This window comes from Caballeronia sp. LZ034LL, assembly GCF_031451215.1.
Lineage (GTDB): Bacteria > Pseudomonadota > Gammaproteobacteria > Burkholderiales > Burkholderiaceae > Caballeronia.
In genome coordinates, this window is sequence record NZ_JARUXR010000004.1 from 1,443,302 (window position 1) to 1,464,126 (window position 20,825).

The 20,825-nt window shown below is 59.0% G+C and carries 9 protein-coding genes; 6 read left to right on the forward strand and 3 right to left on the reverse strand.

Features of this window, described 5'->3' with window-relative positions; translation table 11 throughout:
- Positions 1 to 283: 283 nt before the first annotated feature.
- The 3 genes from QCE83_RS33910 to QCE83_RS33920 all read right to left on the reverse strand — a co-directional run bounded on the left by QCE83_RS33910 (position 284) and on the right by QCE83_RS33920 (position 12,491).
- A complete protein-coding gene (locus QCE83_RS33910; protein ID WP_309821113.1) occupies positions 284 to 9,550 on the reverse strand; it encodes a hypothetical protein in 9,267 nt (3,088 codons plus the stop codon).
- Positions 9,551 to 9,949: 399 nt separating this feature from the next.
- Positions 9,950 to 11,311 carry a hemolysin family protein gene (locus QCE83_RS33915; protein WP_309821114.1) on the reverse strand — a complete coding sequence of 454 codons (1,362 nt, stop codon included), beginning with the start codon at positions 11,309 to 11,311 and terminating at the stop codon, positions 9,950 to 9,952.
- 61 nt (positions 11,312 to 11,372) lie between these two features.
- Positions 11,373 to 12,491: a HAMP domain-containing sensor histidine kinase gene (locus tag QCE83_RS33920; protein WP_309821115.1), complete on the reverse strand. Its 1,119-nt coding sequence runs from the start codon at positions 12,489 to 12,491 to the stop codon at positions 11,373 to 11,375.
- Between the two features lie 708 nt (positions 12,492 to 13,199).
- On the opposite strand from QCE83_RS33920, the gene QCE83_RS33925 reads away from it, so the two are divergent.
- The 6 genes from QCE83_RS33925 (at position 13,200) to QCE83_RS33950 (ending at position 20,795) form a co-directional block, all read left to right on the forward strand.
- The gene (locus QCE83_RS33925; protein ID WP_309821116.1) at positions 13,200 to 14,285 is read left to right on the forward strand and encodes a glycosyltransferase family 2 protein; all 1,086 of its coding nucleotides are present in this window, start codon (positions 13,200 to 13,202) and stop codon (positions 14,283 to 14,285) included.
- A gap of 26 nt (positions 14,286 to 14,311) precedes the next feature.
- Complete coding sequence (locus QCE83_RS33930) at positions 14,312 to 15,802, forward strand: N,N-dimethylformamidase beta subunit family domain-containing protein (RefSeq protein WP_309821117.1); 1,491 nt, start codon at positions 14,312 to 14,314, stop codon at positions 15,800 to 15,802.
- A 423-nt stretch (positions 15,803 to 16,225) separates the two neighbouring features.
- On the forward strand, positions 16,226 to 17,497 hold the full coding sequence (locus QCE83_RS33935; protein ID WP_309821221.1) for a flippase: 1,272 nt from the start codon (positions 16,226 to 16,228) through the stop codon (positions 17,495 to 17,497).
- Between the two features lie 307 nt (positions 17,498 to 17,804).
- On the forward strand, positions 17,805 to 17,966 hold the full coding sequence (locus QCE83_RS33940) for a hypothetical protein (RefSeq protein ID WP_309821118.1): 162 nt from the start codon (positions 17,805 to 17,807) through the stop codon (positions 17,964 to 17,966).
- A gap of 581 nt (positions 17,967 to 18,547) precedes the next feature.
- On the forward strand, positions 18,548 to 19,702 hold the full coding sequence (locus QCE83_RS33945) for a glycosyltransferase (protein WP_309821119.1): 1,155 nt from the start codon (positions 18,548 to 18,550) through the stop codon (positions 19,700 to 19,702).
- Positions 19,703 to 19,712: 10 nt separating this feature from the next.
- Entirely contained in the window at positions 19,713 to 20,795 is a 1,083-nt protein-coding gene (locus QCE83_RS33950) for a glycosyltransferase family 1 protein (protein ID WP_309821120.1), read from the forward strand.
- Positions 20,796 to 20,825: the final 30 nt, after the last annotated feature.

A 20,825-nucleotide genomic window follows, 5' to 3' on the forward strand; every position in this document is an offset into this window, starting at 1 on the left:
CTTCATTGTTATCGTACCCGGACCCTGTCGCGTAGCTTAACGCGCAACACTAATAGACAATGCACAAGCAAGCATATGACCGAGAAGTTCTGCTTTGAAGCGGTCATCAACCGGTTGATCGACTTATCAACCGGTATAAATTTTTTATTGGTTTGGGATTTTAGTCAGCGGTCGACTTGCTGTTGCGCCAATCGAATCCGATCAGCGGACACTCAATCCGCTTCTTCTCTCGGAGTGATCCGACAGATTGGGCGCGTTGCCAGTTGAGGCATCCCGCAGCAATTCATGCCGAGGGATCTTTCTTGAACCACCTCCACAGCAGTGGCTCACCTGGTTTCGACTTCGCAACGCGGGCCGTGAAGTCCTCGAATCTCGGCGGATCCGCCTTGATGTCGCTCAGCACGATGACAAGGAACGAGAACAGGTCGGGATCGCCTACCCGCGCAGCAGTGGCGCTCTCTCCCTCCGCCCGCGTACGCGCTGTGTTCAAGAGGCTCGAGATGTCGATACCCACCTCTTCTCCCGTCCTGTCCCAACCTCGCGAACCCGCGTTGACAAACGCCGCTGAAGGCCGCGCTTCCAGCGGTTGACCCTCGAACACGAACATCCCGTACGTCTGCGACAGTTGATCGAAAAATACTTGTTTGTCCGCAGCCGACATCTTCGCGAGGTTAGGCTCGGCTGTCGTCGTCAGGTAGGTCCACTTACGGGCAATCCGCTTGTTCTTGGTTGTCGCGACAAATCCTTCACGAATGACGCTTCGGCAAAACTCGTTCGCGCGGACAAGATGAGCCGTGACGTCGAACGTGTACTGTCCTACATCGAACTGATCGTCCTGCATCGACAACGGTATGATGTGATCTCGCGTAGGGTACTGGAGGAATCCAGCATTGTCCGTGTCATTGATGATGCCCGGGCCTGTAATGGCATCCATCTTTTGAATGTGCTTCGCTTCAACATCCTCCCGGTAAATTGCGGCGGCCGGATCATAAGTCACGGCAATATCGAAGGCAGAACCTGGCATGGCAGACAGCCGGTTCCCGGTCTTATCGTTCAAAAAGGCCACGTCGCTTGCAGCGCTGATCTCTTTCAAAAAGTCGATGATGGCCGAGAGGTTGTTTGCAAAGCTGCGGATTGTCGACCGACTGGCGTCATTCAGGAATATTTCGAAGGCCTGTTTCACCTTCTCCTGAATTTCCGAAGCATCGCTCGTCGCTGTTTCGCGCGCCTGTTGCAGCATGTCGAGTGCATCGCTCTTTGCAACACGCAACTCCATCACCATCGCTCTTGCCCGTTCCGACGTCGGATCGAAACCGGCGCCTGCCCAGGTCGGCGAAGCGGCCCCGCCTCCACGTCGGGGCGAAGTGTTTTCGACCCAGTCGGCAAACCGTCGGCGGAGATATGACGGGAACGGACTGTGAGAATCGGCAAGTACGGCCAGATCGAAATTTGTATCCCAACCTATTGCGTAATAAAGATCTCCGACCTTGATGTAGTAAATCGCGTGCGGCTGCTCGTCCACTTCCGAAACCAATTGACTGCGGAAAAGATCGGGGCCAACGCGCACAACCGTCCCCTGAGGTTTCACCGGCGCCTTCGCAAGGGTGGCGATACTCGGAGGCAGAAAGACATTTTCCAGGAATCCTTTGATGAGACGTGTATCCGAGAGCAACTCGTCAGGGGATCGCAGCTTGACGAGGGACCTGTTCTTCAAGATCAAGCCTCTGAAATTGAGCTTGCCTGGATTGAACGGATAGGTGAAGGGGAAGAAGAGTTCGAACAGCATGGCACCGAGTTCCCGGAACAGTTTCCAAACCGATTTGAAGGGAATCTGAGCGATCACGTGGGAAATCAATTTTCTGCCATGCAAACCTAAGTGTGTCCCCACCTTCCACATCGCACCCAAACCAACCTTCCTCACGATCTGTACCGAAGCACGCGCCCATGGACCGACAGTCAGCAAGAGGGTTGCAGCATCAACCATGATCGCGACTGAATCTACCTTATAGTTCTTGTCAAGATCGGCTTTTTTAAGCTGGCTGTAAAACACTACGAAGAAGCCGATCCACTTGTCGGTGGGCGAGAGCTCAAGCATCGACGAGTACAGCAGATCGGTCATTCTGTCCAAATCCTTCTCCGTCTCTTTCAGGAGATAGGGAACAAGCTGCGTGCTGATGACCGAGTCCGCTGGAGGACTGATTTTATCTTTCGTGTCCACCAGAGCCATGCGTGGTTTTTCACGGTTCCGCACATTCTTGAAGTCCCGGTGGACTGTCCCGAAGTAGATGCCTGGGCGCCCAGCCTCGACGGTCAGATCGGAAAGTGCATCGACCAGGAATGGTCGCATCGCCCTCAATGCCGAGCTATATTCCTTGACCGCTTCGGGAGAACGAGGTACTTGCGGCAGCCATTCCATCCCGGTATGCCAATTTTTCACACGCTCGACGACGTATTCTCTTAACGGTTCAGAGCTATCTGTTACCGCCGGCTGTTTCAGGAAAAAGTAGAATAGACAGGAATCGTCATTGAGCTGGATCAAGTGCGCCCGCGCAAGCACTCCGACCCATTGGATGTCAAGATTGACGATGGCCTTGACGTCGTACATTTTTGCGAATGCCAGTTCTACGTTTTGCAGACCCGTTTTGATCATCACTCCAGCGTCATACTGCAGTCCTGTTTCCCTGTAACGCGTAAACTGCGATCCATAGCCTTCATATCGCTTAGCGTCACCAAACAGCGAAGACGGCTTGATATCCGCCATGGAGAAATAGGATTCAGGCTTGTCGGGAAGCGCGATGAAGGGATGCAGCGATTTTCCTTTTTCCAGGAACGTGGCGCGCAAGCCGTTATAGTCCATCCCACGCAAAGTTCCAATGCTTTGCGAGGTTGTGCTGATCGCGTAAATGATCACCGCCAGAAAAGCGAGATCCGTGGTGAAAAATTCAATCTCGTCAGAGTTTTCGTCGTAGATGATTTCTGCCGCGGCAACGACACAGTCCGTCAGATCCGTGTAGCGACCTTTCGGTATCATCTTCTTGCCTTCCATCTTTGAGCCGACCGCCTTGATCAACTCCTGGAATCTCGAAGCTTCAAAGAATTGCATCCATAAATAATGTCTTGCCGATTCTGTCTTCGCATCGGACGCATCGTTGGCGCCCCCGGGTTTCCTGCTCCGCTGAGCGTCAAGCGCGAGTTCCGCCAGAGCACCAGAGTACTGAGACCAGAGCGTTCGTTGATTGACGTCGAAATCTCCCGCTCTCCAGTCGATCGCAAACGCGTATCGTTCTTCAAGCTTCTTCCCTTCTCCAATGCCGGCCTGATAGGCGTCAAAGATTTGCTTGTAGCGTTCTGGTGATCCCAATTTTGCACGCCGATCCTGCAGGACCTTTCTTTTTTCGTCGAGTTGCGTACCCATATCGTCCAGCCAGGCGAGGTATTCCTCCGCCCAGAGCACGTTATGCGTCAGATCATTCCAGTTGAATATCCATTGAAGCACCAAATCAAAGAGCTGCGGGACTTTGTCCAGTTTCGGTTTAGTGCCAAACACCCACAGGGGGAACGCGTACACGACCTCACCCGCCTTGAGCAGAATGTTACGCGTTTCCTTGTATGCCTTCGAAAGCGTTTGCGTTTGCTCATCGATTGCAGTCAACTCCGCGTCGATTTCCTCGATGGCATTGATCGAGTCAAAGGATTCGACTGCGTCGTCCATGATCGAGGCGTCAATGCGTTCGGACAGGTCGTCCTGCATGACCATTCTTCCCAGTTGCCCGATAACCTGCCGCGAGAACTGGAGTTGAAAATCCTGGGATCTGACTTCCCGTGCAAAGAAGGCGAACAGTTGCGCAGTCAGTATCATGACGGACCGCCATTTTTCACTCTTTCCGGCAGATCGGTATTCCGCTTCGAAGCGGCTCAAGCACGCGGAGAAGATCTGCATCGTTTCGTTCGCGTTCATCAATGGACGATCAGCCCATTCCTTTTCGGCCTCACGGATCAGCCTGACGCCCACTTCTCCTCGCGCCATCATGATTCTCAGGCACTCGGTGAACCAGGAAGGAGCCGACCTTCCCTCCCAGTCCAGAGCCCAGAGGTTGTCGGCCAGACGCAGAATCACGTCGCACTGGCTTTCATCGCTGAACGACGCAACCAGCCCTCCCTCCGAATCGTTCCTCCATTGGAACGGCCAATATTTCCCTCCGAGGAACATCAGCACGTCGGACCGTCCGCTCAGAAGATCGTAGTACAGACTCCCGTCTTGCCCTCGCTGCTGACCCTGAACGTCGTATGCTCCGCTATTGCCAAATGTACGCCCCAGTTCCAGCAATGAGGGCGAGGCCGTCGTGTTGCTTGCGCTGGAAGGGTTGCTCATCCCATCCAGCTTTCCTTGATCGTTCATCACGGAAGGAAGCAGGCCTTTCGTCTTGCTGAGAACCACATACAGCAAGCGCTTCTGGCCTTCCAAGTCGTATTCGAAATGTCCGTGATGCGTCAGATCAGGACCAGCAAAAGCGCCACCTTTTTGATCCGCTTCCTCCAGGTTAAACGACCAATATTTCTCATCTTTTCGGTAGTAGTATTTCGTGACAACGTCAGAATATCGGGCTGTCTCAATGCGCCAGTAGACCTGATGCCCCAGCGACTTCGGGCTGGGTCCAACGATATGACCTGGAACCGCGTCCACTTCCGAGAATCTGCGCTCGATAACCTGATCGACAAGGCTCTTCGTGGAAGGCACCAGCAGCGGCTCGATCCCGGTGCGATAACGCGCTCCAAATCTATGGAAGGTGTCGAGGGAGTTGAATATGTTCACATTCCCGTCCGCGAAAACGGCGGGCATCCAGCCTCGGTTTTCATCATAGACAAAAAGCGTCTTGTCACCGTTACCTGTTCCGTGAGTCACGTACCCGGCAGCGGTGAACGTGAATGTCGGATCCAGGTCGGGCTTCCAGAGCCGCCACCAGGTCAAAGGCCAGTACGCATAATTTGACTCGATCAGATTGCCGGATTGCGGCGTGTCGAACACGCGCTTCGGATCTGCATTCTCTCTTCTTTCGGGCTCCGCTTTGCCTGAATAGGCAACCGCCTCATCCCTATCCAGCAGGAATGCATCCAGCCAATAGCTCGGGGCGAGTTGCGGGCTCTTCGACTCGAAATGCTCAAGGTAGTGGAGAGGTGCATCCGGCGTTATTTCAGGGTAAGTACCGCCGCCCCACTTCGCGGCAAAGCGCCATCCCAATGATTCGGTATAAACCACTTCTGCAAAGTAGTCCTTCCGCGGAGCGAGGTTTGCGAAATACCTGATCGAAGGCTCTATCTGAAACGGACTACCATTGAAGCGGGAACGCTGCGGCTGGGTGATCTTCCAGAACTTCTCATCGACCTTGATGTAATACGTTCCGCGGTCGTAGACACAAAGCACGTCGTCAATGTTGTCCGGCATGTTGATGCTCTTATCATCGAGCTTCCAGTCTTTGTAGTCATCCAGATACTTCGCCAGTGCAGAACGATCTTGCTCCGAACTCGTTCCTTGCACCGCGCGTTTTACGATCTGATGCGCTGTTGACGGACCGGCTTCCGGCTCGGCAACGGGTTGCTCCGGCAGGCTCGCTGCGTCTTGTTCACGTCGCAGCCACGTGCGGGCCCATGATTCGAGAACGACCACGCCTCCTGAAACCAGAAGCACGACGCCTGCGATCTGCGGGAAACGATCGTACTTCCCGCGCCTTGGCACAGCTTCAGGCTCAGCGGCGACTGGAAGCTCGACAACGTGATGACCGTCCGCGCTCATTGGCATCAGCGCAATGGCTTCGCCCGACTCTGTATGGGCATCATTCGAGTCCGCGGGAACGTTTCGCCGAGGCTGGAATGGTGATCGGGACGTGTACCAGTAATAGATCAGCGCCAGAAGACCCAGCATGGCAAGGCCCGAGCCAATAGATGTTCCGGTCCACGGCCCGGCTGGTTGCTCCAGTGCTTCCACGGCCGCTTTGAGTTGTTCGCACGTCAGCTGGAAGTCGGAGAGCTGATACTTGAGTGTTTCTATCTCCGCAAAGGGATAAGTGCCTGCCTCGATGATGTCGAGTAGCGCCTTGACTTCTCGAGCCACGTACGCGGCCTCGAAGCGCGCCATTTCGATTTGCAACGCTTCCTCATCGTCCGCGCCTCCGTGCATCTTGTGAACGCTGGTGATGAACCAGCGCCCCTCGCGGAACGCGATGGCAGGCCCGGTCATACGTCCAGTTCCTTCCGATGCCCCTGGCTTCGATAAGCGCAATATGTCGGAGCCCCTATCGAACAGGATGCAGAATGTTCTGCCCTCTACCCGGATGTAACGTCTGGCGCCTTGATGATAAATGCCGCGGGCATCCGGCAAGTTATCGTCCGACAGCTGAACCTCATGATCCTCGTATTCGTTCGCCAAAGGCGAATCGGTCAAGATGATGTAAGTGGGCTGTGCGCCACGTAGCCGCGCAAGTACGTTTCTGATCAACGGTATGGACGCGAAGCTCCTGGCCGCGCGCTGGAATAGCGGCGCGGCAGCCGCACCGGCCTTCGGAGCCAATGCAAGCCAGGCCGCATGCAACGAGTCCGCCTGGGCTTGAGCAACGTCCAAACGAGCGTCCGCGTCGCTTCTTACGTCATGCCCTGTTCGCTCGGAGAACCCGAACTGGACGAGACGGTGAAACCCGCCCCTGAGCGCAGTCGCGATCTGGCCTGCCAGCGCCCGTCTCAATCGAACGACAGAAGGCGCATTACTCTGCGCCAGCATCGGACTCAGCGCGATACCCCACTCGAACCACGATTCCGCCTGCGGAAGTTCGCGCTTCAACAGCTTCCGTGCTTCATCGAGGTCCGGAAGAAGCGGAGCCAGCGAAGCCAGCGGCCCGGCCCATTCGTAGCCATGTTCGCGCAGCGTGGCCAGCGTGGCCGTCAGCGCCTGGATGCGTTCTGCACGCCTGGAGGGCTCGGCGCGTATCAGCAGATAAACGTCCAGCGCGAGATGGATCTCCCAGACATGACTGCCGATCTGCTGCACGATGCCGGCGCCTGTGCGTATTACGCCTGCTAGTGCCGGAGACTCCACGGCGAACCGCTTGACGTTCTCCTTGAATTCCTCCACGCTCGGACTGGCGCTAAGGAGTGTTCGTGCAAGCGCTTTTGCGATCTTCTTGCACGATTCTCGATCTGCTGTCGTCACATGTTCCGCGAAGGCACCGGGCACCTTCTTCATCATCGGTGCAAGAAGAATCGAATACAGCGCGTCCGTCAGCACCGCCACGCCTGGATTGGCTGCACCTAGATATCTCGCGACTGTGCTTCTGAATATGTTGTCCAGTGCGGTGACAACCGATTCCATGGTGCTGCGGCGAGTGGCTTCGTCTTCATCGGTCAAGGCCAGGCCGAGGCCGATGCCCTGATCCACCACCGTTCCGATGCCGTAAGCAACCGTGCTCTCCATGTGAAACAGGCTGGCGGACAAAGCATGTTGCGCGGCTCCGAGTCCTTCTCGCGAACACAGCACGGAACGTATGTTGGTTAATGTCAGCTTATCGCCGTTGATCAGCGGCAAGAAGCGCTTCAATAGCGCGATCACCGCATCGTTCTGGGCGAAAAGGTTTCGCCAGCGCGTCACCATCTCCTCGTTCGCGCCGATCAGCTTGTGCAGCGTGTCGGCATTGACCAGGTGCTCCCGCAGCCAGGCGCGCTGGCTGTCCCAGGATCCTGTCGCCGGAAAGGCGCTGATCTGCCGATACAGCCTCATCGCGTTTTGCGTCGTGTCCTTGTACTGAATGGGCACGCCCGACAGGATCAGCTTCTCCGCTTCAGGATGCGCGAGCCATCTGAGCAGTGCGCCCAGCTTTCCCGCCTTCGATCCAGCGGGCTCCAGCGATTGCAGTACCGAGTCAGCGAAGCCTGAGAGCCGCTCGAGCGCCTCCGATAAGGCATTACCTTCGCCTCGCATGTTCATCAGCTCAGTCACGAACACCTCGAACGTGGCGTCGTGATGGATCAGCTTCTCAAGCAAGCCCACGATGTCCAGCGCCTGCGCCATGGTTCCGATCACGCGTGCGCTATGCCTGCTTGCATCAGCACCTAATGACCGCTGCACGAATGGATTCCCTGTCAGCCTCTTGAACGCATGCAGCGCTTCTGCGATCTGCTCGAGCATGCGCGCTTTGGATTTCATCGAAGCAAACGAGAGCGCGGCCGACAGTTTGTCCAACGTGTCGGTCACGTCCGAGAGCGACGCGCGGAAGTCCTCCGGAATCTGCGGGGTCTTCGATATCAGACGAGAGGCCTCCGTGAGCTTCTGCCGCAGCGGTTCGTCGCCGTGCACGATCGATGTCAAGCGCCCGTTGATTCCCTGTCCGATACCGAAGCTCTCGCTGAGCCCTGCGAGCACCTCCGTCGCCGTCCTGAGCGATTCCAGCAGTCGTTCACCCAGCAGCGCCTTCAACGAGTGCAGATTCAGCACCTTGCTGACTTGGGCCAGTGCCTCGTTTGCATTTCTGGCTTCGAGCGTTGCCCCGAGAATGGCGCGAAGTTCAGTCAGATCGCCATACCATTGGCCCACCTGGGATGCGGTATCGAGGAGCGAATCCAGCGGGGCTGAAAGGCCTCGCATGTCGATCAATCCCGCGGACACCAGCTTCTGAATCCTCGATAGCCCCTCCGTGATACTGCCAACCTGACTCAGTTCGTTGAAGCGCGAGAGCAATGAGTCGACCTTGCCGCGATAAGCTTGCAACTCGTCCGCCGTACGAGGCAGGGCGTGAAGGAAGTTCCGCAAAGGCGGCGCGAGTTTGAATGCCTTGCTATCCAGGATGGACTGGATCGCGGCGATCATCGCAAGACCGCCGCTTTCCGCGGAGGACAACTCGCGCTTGAAGTACCGGATAGCTTGGTGAGATGCCGTGAACTGCTCTTGAGCCTCGCATGCGTAGTCAAGCCACTTCCTAAAGCTGTCCGGCAGGTACGCGGCCGCGCTCTTGCATTTGCGCAACTCCGTCGCGATAAGTCCGGGCTTGTCGTACCAGGCCAGCTCCGGATCGTTCATTCGTTTCCGGATCGAATCGCACAGACTCCAGAGCTGCTCCACCTGTTCGAGTGCGCCGCATGTCGTTGTGACTTTCGATCGCGCCATGTCGGGAAGCATAGGCGCGCACTTTTGCATGAACGCAATCAGGTCGGTGAATATTCCATGCCATTCCTTCTTCTCCGATGTACGAATGCGCGCATGCATTCGTTTCAGATCGGCGTAAGCGCTTTCCATCTCGCGATAGTTCGCGAACAGTGCTGTGACGATCTCGAAGGCCATCTGTCCGGCCAGGGGCGTCAGGATCTCGATGAACCCGCTTGGGCTGGCCGCGAGCGCTTCATCGCTGCCTTCTTCCGAATCTTGTTCGGACTCACTCGCGGCATCCGACCGCATACTGAAACCATCGCGCGTTGCACCTCCCGCAAAATTCCGATGCCTGCCGCCGCGCGATCTGAGCGCGCTTGTATCGTTCGGGGTTGTCTCTTGATCGACTTGGGCACGCAACATGGAATGAGTTCCTACGCAAAGAGGTAAGACGACACAATCCGCGCGAGCAATACGCAGGCGTGGTTAACGCAGAAGCTGGGAGAGGCGTCGAACGCGCAGGCTGGCCGAGGCCGGCGTCAGATCGTTATGAGCAATTCGTGATGAACCGCGAAAGACTGTGCAAGATGGGCCGGGATATTCTTCATTGTTATCGTAACCGGGCCCTGTCGCGTGGCTTAACGCGCGACACTAATCGACAATGCGCAAGCAAGCATCTGATAGAAAGGTTCTGCCTGCCAGCAGACGTCAACCGGTTGATCGACTTATCAACCGGTATAACTTTTTCATTGCAGGGTGATTTGCTTCAGCAGCGGACGCGCTGTTGCTCCGATCGAAACCGATCAGCGGATCAGCGCAGACTCACTCCGCTTCTTCGAGCGCTTCTTCTCGCGGATAGACCCGCACCAGCACGATACGCGGTCCCTTCATCTTCTTCACCACGATATCGAACTGGTCGAACGCCACGCGCTGCCCTTCGCCAGGCAGATCGCCCAGCGCATTGATGACGAGGCCGCCGACCGACTCCGCGCGCCCTTCATCGATATCAATGCCCAGCGCCCGTTCCAGCGACACCACAGGCAAGCTGCCCTTGCCCATCAGCGTGCCGTCGTCCATGCGCGACCAGTCCGCATCGCCTTGACGGAACTCGTCGTGGATCTGACCGACGAGCGCGCCGAGCAGGTTGTCGAGCGTGATGAAGCCGATCGGCTTCGCGCCCTTGCGCCCCACGATGGCCAGATGCGGCGCGCCCTTGCGGAAGCGGCGGAACAGCTCGAGCGCCGAGAGGTTCGGCGCCACATACTGCACCGGCCGCACATGACGGGCGAGTTGATCGAGCTTATCGGCGTGCTTCGTGAGATGGAAGTTGAAGCCGCGCCCCTGGCCGTCGCCGGCGAGAAGCAAATCCTTCAAATGAATCATGCCGATCACGCGTTCCCCCGACGCATCCGCGAACAGCGGATAGCGCGAGAAGCGATGCCGCGAAATCACGGCGAGGTTATCGCGCATCGGCAGGTCGTTGCGCAGGCCGACCAGTTCGTGCCCGGGGCGCATCAGATCGGACACGGTCATGCGGCTGAAATCCAGCGAGTGCGCGATGGTGTTCCACTCGTCTTCGTTATACGAGGATGCGCCGCCGTGACGCCGGCCGCGCAGGATCAGCTTGAGTTCATCGGTCGAGTAATGCGTGTCGTGACCGTGTTCCTCCGACATGCCGAAGAGACGCAACACGAAGTTGGCACTCGAGTTCAGCACCCAGATGAACGGATACATCATCCAGTAGAAACCGTACAGCGGCATGGCGAGCCACAGCCCCACCTGTTCCGAGCGGCGGATGGCCCACGACTTCGGCGCGAGTTCGCCCACCACGATGTGCAGGAACGAAATGACCGTGAAGGCGAAGAACAGCGAGATGGAGTCGATGAGCTTTTCCGACTCCACGCCAATCAGCGCGAAGAGCGGATGCAGCAAGGTCGCGAAGGCCGGTTCGCCGATCCATCCGAGACCGAGGGAAGCCAGCGTGATGCCGAGCTGGCAGGCGGACAGATAGGCGTCGAGCTGCCCGTGAACCTTCGCGAGCAGACGGCCCGGCAGGCCGTTGGTCCGCGCGATTGCCTTGACGCGCGTGGGCCGCAGTTTGACGAGCCCGAACTCCGCCGCGACGAAAAAACCATTCAACGCGACGAGCAACAATGCGCCAATCAGCGCAACGACCTGAGCCAAGGCAATTCTCTTCGAAAGTGGAAAGCGTCAGTATAGAGGCGACAGCAAATCGAAAGTAAATTCACATCCCTGCGACAGGAATGCGCACCGACAACGTAACCTCTGCGTTATCAGCGATGTCGCTCTGCTCGAAGCCGCCGCCGTGCGCCTCGGATACGCGCTTGCACAACGCGAGCCCCCACGCAATGCGCCCGCCTTCACGCGGTTCCAGCGCCTGGCGGCGCGCAAACGCTTCGAGCACATGCGGGGAAGCCGTGTCGTTGAGCGCCTGCGCCGACGCAGTGAAGCGCACATCAGTGCGCCACATGCTGCCTTCGATGTTGCTCGCCACGCGCACGGCCGCGCTATCCGGGCTCGCCTCGGCGGCAAACGCCAGCATCAGCCAGAGCGTTTGCAGAAGGCGCTCTGCGTCGCCTTCCACTTGTTCTTCGGCGAGCGGCGTATCCAGTTCGATGGTCACGCCGCGCGCATTTGCCACACTCGCCCGCGCCAGCGCCGCGCTTTGCTCCAGCAACGGACGCAACGCGACCGGCGCGAGCGACACCTGCAAGGCCTTGGTTTCGGCGCGCGTCGTATCCACGGATTGCTCGATCAGCTTCACCTGCTGCTCGACACCCGAGCGAATGCCGGCCAGCGCGCGTTGCGCGGCGGGGTCGTTGGCGTCGACCTTGCGCTCAAGTACGTAACCCCAGCTGTGGATGGCATTCAGCGGACCCCGCAGGTCATGCGACACGATGGACAGCACATGATCGCGCATGAAGAGCGCGGCCTCGGCGCGCAGATGCGCCACACGGTCAACGTGTTCTTCACCGCGTTCCGACGCCGACGGCGACACGATCAGCGTGACCCAGTCCTGACCCGGCAGCGCGATGATCGCGAAGGAACGCGTCCCGGCGTCCGCGCCGATGCTCACCTGCGCGCGACGCGTGCCGTTGCCGGCCAGCGCGGCGTCGGCGGCTTCGCCGAGCACGGCGGCAAGCGGGCCGGGCAACGGCGTTTCGGCCAGCGTACGGCCGTTCAATGAAGCGGAATCCAGATCGAAGAGATGAGCAAAGACGGCGTCGGCCGACAGGCACCGCTGAGCGGCGTCGAGCACCAGCACGCCGTCGTTTCCTGCAACGGCCGTGTCGAAGGTCCGGGCGCCGCCCGGTTCGACCGTACTGGAAAAAGACGTTGTCACGGTTAGGGTCCTTGCTATTGGGCTAATGCGGTTGATGTCAAGGGAAGGCAACGCTTCGCAACGACGCTGAAGACATGCTGGTCATGACGGCAGACGGCCCTCATGAATGGATTCTGCAAGTCATTATATGTGAGTGCCTCCGGTGCACGCTGCCGCCCTCCGCGCTCGTTTCCCGTCTGAAGCCGACGCGCAAACGTTACACGCCAACACGTTGTGCACTGCACCGGTTTCAGCGGACAAGCTTCCAGTCCGTAAGAACCGGACGCTTCGGGCTAGCAGCACGTTTCGCTCCTGACATAAAGCGGCGTTACCCGCCTTGCGATTTCTTAAACACGCGTTACAAATTCGTTGGTTATCTGTTTTGATATAACAACAGCACACAATTAATCGAAGCGCGCACGCGAATCTTGAGCGGCGCCCGCAAACGCAATGGCGACGGGGCACTGCGCGTATCGATGAGTGAATGGCGCTGTTTCGAACGGGATAAGCGATTGAACCGGCTTAGCGTCCGCTTTCAAATATGCGCCGTCGCGCAAATAAAAAAATAAATCGGCAGCCGCGAATTTCCATGCGTGCGTACGCGAACATTCCCGGCTTACAACTCCCTATAGCATTCCACCTGACCAATGACGCATTGGACAGCCGGCGCGCATGAACCGGCCTCTGCCACGGTGGCCTCAATACCAACACTAACCGGTGACACGAGCTATGACACGCGTCCACAACGGTACTCGCAAGACCCTGCTGTCGGTGATCATCCCCGCGTATAACGTGGAGCATTTCATCGCCGCCTCGCTGGCGTCCGCGCTCTCACAACCGCGCTCGGAGGAGATCGAGCTCATCGTCATCGACGACGGTTCCACCGATCACACGCTCGAACGCATTCTCGACGTGCAGCGCACTGAGCTGGGCCGCAACATTCGCGTGATCCATCAGGAGAACCGCGGCGTGTCCGCCGCGCGCAATCGCGCGATTGCCGAAGCAACGTCGCCCTACATCGGCTTCCTCGATTCGGACGATGTCTGGTCCGAGGACTTCACGCAGAAGATCATGCCGCTGCTGGACCAGAACGTCGCCGACATCATCGAGTTCAATGTCGGGATCATCAATTCGGCAGGCAAGGTGATCGACAAGGTGCAGCTGATCGATCCCGCGACGGTCGGCACGCGCCCATGCAATCTCGACGCGCTGCTCGACTTCGCCCGCGTGTACCAGGTCTTCCCGGCGGCACGCGTGTACCGGCGTGCGCTGTGGGACGGCATCGAGTTTCCGGCGGGCCGCGTGTATGAAGATGCCGCGGCCATCCCGCTCGTGTATGCACGCGCCAGCACGCTGTTCCGTCTCGCCGACAATCTCTATTTCTATCGGCGCCGCGCCGGCAGCATCACGACGAGAGCGACGCCCTATACGGTCACGTCGCTCACGATCTGCGCGGAAGAGACCATGGAACGCTGCAATGGCGGCCCGCTCGATGCCTTCTGGCTCGCGATGTTCCACAAGGTCTTCTCGTACGCGTGCCATCAGGCGGCGCGTGTCGATGCAAGCGCGTTCGCCGAAGCCATCCGGACCGTCGAGGCTACTGCCGCGCACTATCGCGCGTTCGCGGCAAATCGGCGGGATACGCCCAGTGAGTTGTTGTTCCACAAGAAGATCGTCGCGGACCGCCGCTGGTTCCAGGCCAAGCGCGTGGTCAAGCGGGTACTCGGACTCGAACTGCGTCCGCCTGCCGCGCCGGCGCGCGCCGTGCCGTCCGCCAATCTGCGCGGGCGTCCGTCCGCGGGCAGTCAACAATGATAAAAATGTCATAAGGGGCCTTCAGCATGCAGATCTACCCGAAGAGGCCCGGCTTCACCGCGGGCGAGTCGTTCGAACTCGCGGTGCAGCCGGGTTCGCGTTTTTCTGTCGCGATCTATCATCAGGGCAATGACGAAACGCTGACCAGCATGGGCGGCATCGTCGTGCAGCCGGGCGGCGCCGTGCAGGCGCAGTTGCAGAACGGCAGATACGTGTTCCAGTCGCCGGGCCGCACGGGACGCCCGCGTCACGATGAAGACTGGAACTGGCCGACCATCTGGATCAGGCCGAATGCCGACGACATCGAAAGCGGCGCGTACGTGGCAATCGCCTATGAAGTGGGCGCGAACGGCGAGCCGCTCGACGAACTCGGCCGTCGCGCGGCCGCGCACAAGCCGATCTTCGCGGGACCGCCCGCTTCGGACAGCATGGCGCTCGTCATTGCGCGGCCACGCAAGCCGTCGGCGGAGATTGCGTACATCGTGCCGATCAACACGTACCACGCCTATAACTCGATGGGCGGCGGCTGTTATTACGGCGATCCGATCCACCGCACGCATCCGCAAACCACGGTGAGCGTGCAGCGCCCCGGCGGCGGACTCGGCGCGCAACTCGGCGAGCCGACCGATCCTTATGATCCGCGCTCGCCGCGCCAGCAGTTCACACACTGGGATGCGAAGTTCATTCGCTGGCTGCGCGCGGAAGGCATCGCGTGCGACTTCTATACCGATCACGATCTGCATCGCGGCACGGATCTCAAGCTCGAGAACTATCGCTGCATGTTGAGCGTCGGGCATCACGAATACTGGTCGACGCAGATGCGCGAGCGCGTGGCGCAGTTCATCGCGCAAGGCGGCAATCTCGCGATCTTCAGCGGCAATACCTGCTTCCGTCCCATCGACTTCGGCGACGCGCCGATCGACGGCGACTATACGGTGATGAACCGGCTCGGCGAGAAATGGCCGGGTTATGACGAGTCCAACCTGATCGGCCTGAGCTACGCCTATGGCGGCGGCAAGTATGGCGTGTGGAAGCGTTTGCGTGGCGGCTGGATCAAGCGCGAACGCGAGGCGATCGGATACACCGTGCGGCAGGCGGACCACTGGATCTTCGCGGGCACGGGCCTCGTCAATGGCCAGACCTTCGGCGCACAAGACCGCCTGGTGGGCTATGAGGTGGATGGCGTGCCGCCCGAGCCGAATGGCTTCGTGACGCTCGCGGACACGGTGCAGCTGACCGGATGGGACATGGGCGGCGTCGGCGCGATGGGCGTGTTCCAGCCCGATCGCAACGGCGGCCCGCGCCAGGGCCTCGTCTTCAACGGCGGCACGACCGACTGGCCGCGCGTGCTGATGGACCCGGAAGCGGAGAGCCGTGTCATCGTCGATCAGATCACGCGCAACGTCGTGCGCCGCTTCATCGGTTTGCAGCCACGCGTGATTGCGCGCATGGACGTGGCAGCCGATGAACCGTCGAAAGCTGTTGCAGCGTTGGCAAGAGACGGTGCCCTCGCCTGAGCGGAAGCCCGCAGACTTCGTTGGTTTGCCGCCCGCGCCCTGACAGTCCTAACAGGGTTATGCCGGATTATCAATCGCTCAAAAACGTTGCGACTCCGGCATTGCGTGGGCCAACCCACTGATGATTGCGGCCGCGGCCTGTCAAATGCATACGGTAGTACAAGTCGTGTCGTCACCGGGCAAGCGAGTGCTCGGAACCGGTGCGTTTTGTGCTGTACCCGTCCATTCGACCTGAACAGCTTGCGGCCATGCAGACATGCTTTCGCTGCATGCCGCATTGACGGCGCGGCGTACAAGCGAAACTATTCGCCTGTGGCGCTGTCATGTTTAGGCCCACCGCTCAGGCGCAAACGCATGACGTTTGCAGCCTTTGCCCCTCAGTCATCAAGATCACGCACAGCTCCAAGCCGGGAAAACCGTTCAATGGCTTCATTCAAGAAGAACTTTACGATTTTGATGACGCTGCAGGTATCGACCTACCTTGCACCGCTCTTGACGTTGCCGTGGCTCGCGCGCGTGCTGGGGCCGAGCGAATATGGACGCCTTTCGTTCGGCCTGGCATTCACCGCGTATTTCATTTCACTCACGAATTACAGCTTCTCTCTTACCGCTACCCCCAAGGTCTCCATCAATCGCGGCGACCGCGCGTTGCGTTCGCAGGTGTTCTGGGAAACGATCCTCACGCAGGCTGCATTGGCCGTCGCCGGACTGGTCGTCCTGATCGTGCTGACTTCCGTCATTCCTTATCTCGAAGAGAATCGCGAGTTGCTGTTGCTCGGCTACGGCCAGGCCATCGGCGCCATGCTGATCCCCACTTGGTACTTCCAGGGCATCGAAGACCTGGGGATGCTGAGCGGCTTCGTGTTCATAGGCCGCGCGCTCAGCATTCCCGCGATGTATCTGTTCGTGCGCCAGCACGATGATGTCTACATTGCGATGGCCGTGAATGCGCTCGTCCCACTTTTGTCGGGCGTCGCAATTTGCATTTATTTGTATTTTCGACACGAGCTCGATTTCGTCAGCGTGTCGTTCAAGACCATCGTCGAACGTCTGAAGGAAGGCTGGAGCGTGTTCATTGCGACGTCGCTGGTGGACATCTACGCCTCGAGCAACATCGTGCTGCTGACCTTCATCTCGGGTAACGTGGCTGCCGGCTACTTCGCTGCCGGCGACAAATTGATCCGCGCGGCATTGAATATGCTACAGCCGCTCAAGACCGCAGCTTATCCCCGTGTCAGCTTCCTCATGCACCACGCAAAGGATGATGCGTTTGCGTTCTTGCGCAAGATGTTCGTATTGCAAGGCTCGATCGTCTCGCTCATATCGCTCTGCATCTTCTTCGCGGCTCCACTAGCAGTAAAGCTCTTGTATGGCCCGCAGTTCTTGCCTACGGTAGAAGTGCTGCGCTGGATGGCGTTCGTGCCGCTCATGGCCGGACTGTCGGATCTCTTCGGCGTTCAGACCATGCTTCCGCTCGGCATGAAGAGCCACTTCAGCCGTGTGCTGATCGGTTCGGCCGTGCTGAATTTCGCGTTGCTTGCCGTGCTGGCCAAGCTCTTCGGCGAGCAGGGCGCCGCAGCCACGGTGCTGATTGTCGAGACCTGCGTGGCAGGCGCGATGGCCCTGACGCTGCATCTGCAGAAGGTGCCGTTCCTGCGCCGGCCCATCACCGAAGGCGCGGGGTCGGGCACGTGATCGCGTTATGTGACCTGCCTCTCCTAAGCCGCCGAGTTACACGGTCGAGCGCACGTAATGGCTAAAACAGTGCGTGCTATAAAAGCATCAAGTGTGTCGTGCAGGTTATGGAAGGCTTCTGGACAGCAGTGTGAACGGCTGCCCCTCGATGAAGAATCTGTGCGCGGCGTTGGTGCGGCGCCGCGCTTTCGATAGCGACCTACTCCAAAAGTTGCATTCCTGTATGTGGAGCAGCGCACGGACCAGAGCGAGTCGAGTCGATATCGTATTGGTACGAACAGTTAATTAATTAAGTGAGCGGTCCGACATGGAATCAGAGGATACGTCGATCGAGCTTGTGCAGAAGCTGGTGGAGCAGGCGCAGAGCCTGCGCATGCAATCGGTCGCGGTCCCGCTCAAGGATCTGCGCATGCTTTTGCAGGTCTGTGAAGCGGTGATCGCTCAGCAGAATTCTTCCACCGCCAAATAATCGGCGACGAAGAAAGTAATGAAACGGCCATACCAGCAGAGTAAAGCTTGGTGTTGATGGGCCCTGAGCACGGGCTCAAGGAAAGTGCTCAAGCCATTCCGAAAGGCACGGCTTGGAGAAGTCAAAAATATGATTGATCAATCGGGCTTTACGTCTCGCGGCAGGCGGTCGTAATCAGACGGCCGACCTGCGCCTTATCGGCGCGACGCGAAACAATATTCACAAAGACCGGTATCAAGGCGTCTTCCGGGCCTGCCCAGGCTGGCCCGAGGCTCCTGGCATCCAGGCTTGGGAAGCAAGCTCGACGGGGTTCTCGCGGAGGTCGTCGCGAGGAACGAGTAATGCTTGGGTCGGAGCGCGTGGCACGAGTGGATCGGTTCGTTTTACGGTCCATTAGTACTCCAACGCGCACATTACCGGATTCTTTAATGTGCTCTTTTGCAGGTGGGCTAGCGCCCGCCCACCTCGCATGCATTCGGCGTGCTTGAAAGTGTGATGTCCTTACCTGATAACGATTAGGCCGCTTCCTTCTCATGCGGTCGCCGCGGGCGCTCGGCGACACGCCAAACGATGAGTTAAATATGAAAGAGATCGTCCATATAACCGAGGCTTTCGGAGGCGGAGTTCTGTCAATGCTGACGCAGCTTTCCAATCGCGCAGCGGCCGCTGGAGTCGGCGTAACGATCCTTCATTCGATCCGGCAAGAAACACCTGTCAACTTTTCCAAGCTCTTTCATCCGGCCGTCAAGCTTACCTACGTCAGCATGTTCCGCGAAGTCAGCGTCAAGAACGACTGGACCAGCTTGTGGAACCTCGTGCGCAAGCTCAAGGAACTCGATCCTTCGGTCGTGCATCTGCATTCGTCGAAGGCCGGCGTGCTGGGCCGCGCCGCCGCCCGCATCGCCGCGCCGCGTGCCCGCGTCTTCTACTCGCCGCACGGCCTGGCGTTCTTGCGGCGCGACGTCTCGCCCGTCAAGCAGTTTGCCTATCTGAGCTTCGAGCGCATTGCCGCACGCATGGGCGGCACCATCGTTGCGTGTTCGAAGAGCGAGCTGAGCGAGATCGAAACCCGGATGGGTGCGCGCGAGGCGCGCATGATCGAGAACGGCGTGAACGTTCCTGAGATTCCGCCGCGCATCGAGCGCAATCCTGGCGATGTCGTCGTCGGCATGAGCGGTCGCGCTTCTTATCAAAAGAACCATCAGGCATTCGTGAAGCTGGCCAGTGACCTGAGCGGTCCGTCCGTCAAGTTCCTGTGGATCGGGGGCAACCTCGAGGAGCTGCCGGGCCAGATGCCGAGTGGAGCCGTCACGTGCAGCGGCTGGGTCACGCGCGAACGCGCGCTCGAACTGACCTCCGAACTCGACATCTACGTGCAGACCTCACGCTGGGAAGGCATGCCCATCGCGCTGATCGAAGCGCAGGTTGCGGGCATTCCCGCAGTCGTGACCGATGTCGTCGGCAACCGCGATGTCGTGCAACACGGCGTAACCGGCTTCGTTGCATCGAGCGTGGAGGACATGGCCAAGTACGTTGCCATGCTGCGCGACGACCCCGCATTGCGCGCCCGCATGGGCGCTGCATCAAGGGAATCCGCCAGCAAGCGCTTCTCGATGGACGCGATCTTCCGTCAGTGGCTCTCGGTCTACCAGCTCGGCTCCGACCGGCCCACGCGCGAGCCGCTCGTCTCCAAAGAGGCGGCCTCGTATGAAACCAGCTCCGACTCCCAGTTCTGACGCCTCCTCCATGGACACTTCCATCGCTACGAACAAGCTTGTCTATAACGGGCGCTTCACGAGCCAGAAAACCACCGGCGTCCAGCGCGTCGCGCGCGAACTCGTCGCGGCGCTCGGACAACTGCCGCAGGGTTCGCATGTGACGCTCGCCGTGCCGCCGCAAACCGGTCTCGATCCCGTCGATGGCGTCGAGACGGTCAAGCTCGGCTTCGGCAAGGGCGTCTTCTGGGAGCAGATCGTGTTGCCGCTGTTCGCAGGACGCTCGCGTATCGTGAACCTGTCGAATTCCGGTTCGATCTTTCGCGCGAACCAGATCATCTACATGCACGATGCCGCGGTGTTCGATACCCCGTCGCATTTCTCGTGGAAGTTTCGCACCTGGTATCACGTGATGTTCTGGATCCTTGCGCGTACCTCGAGCTGCGTGCTGACCAATTCGAAGTTCTCGCGCGACCGCCTGGCGCATCATGTGGGCGTGCCGGCGGAGCGCATCGGCGTCGTGCCGCTCGCGGCGGATCACCTCGATCACATCACGCCGGATACATCGGTGCTCGACGAGCTCAAGCTCACGAAGAACCGCTACGTGCTCGCCGTGAGCAGCATGAATCCGACCAAGAATTTCAAGCGGCTCGTCGAGGCGTTCATGCGCCTGAACGATCCGTCGATCGATCTCGTGATCGTCGGCATGAAGAACGCCACGATCTTCGGCAAGGCCCAGGACCTGTCGAGCGCGCCCAACATCAAGCAGGCGGGCTATGTGAGCGACGAACAACTTCGGGCGCTTTATCAACATGCCGCATGCTTCCTCTATCCTTCCATCTATGAAGGCTTCGGCATTCCGCCGCTGGAAGCCATGCGCAACGGCTGCCCGACGCTCGTCGGCCGCGCCGCAGCCCTGCCGGAAACCTGCGGCGACGCCTCGGTGTACTGCGATCCCTATTCGGTCGATGACATCGCGGCCAAGCTGCGCGAACTGCTCGACTCGCCGACGCTGAGCGAAGAGTTGCGCCAGCGCGGTCTCGCGCACGCCGAACGTTTCCGCTGGACGGAGAGCGCGCGTCTGCTCAAGCAGTTCATCGACAAGCCGCAATGACGGGCGCACGCGCGCTGCAAGGGAGAAAGC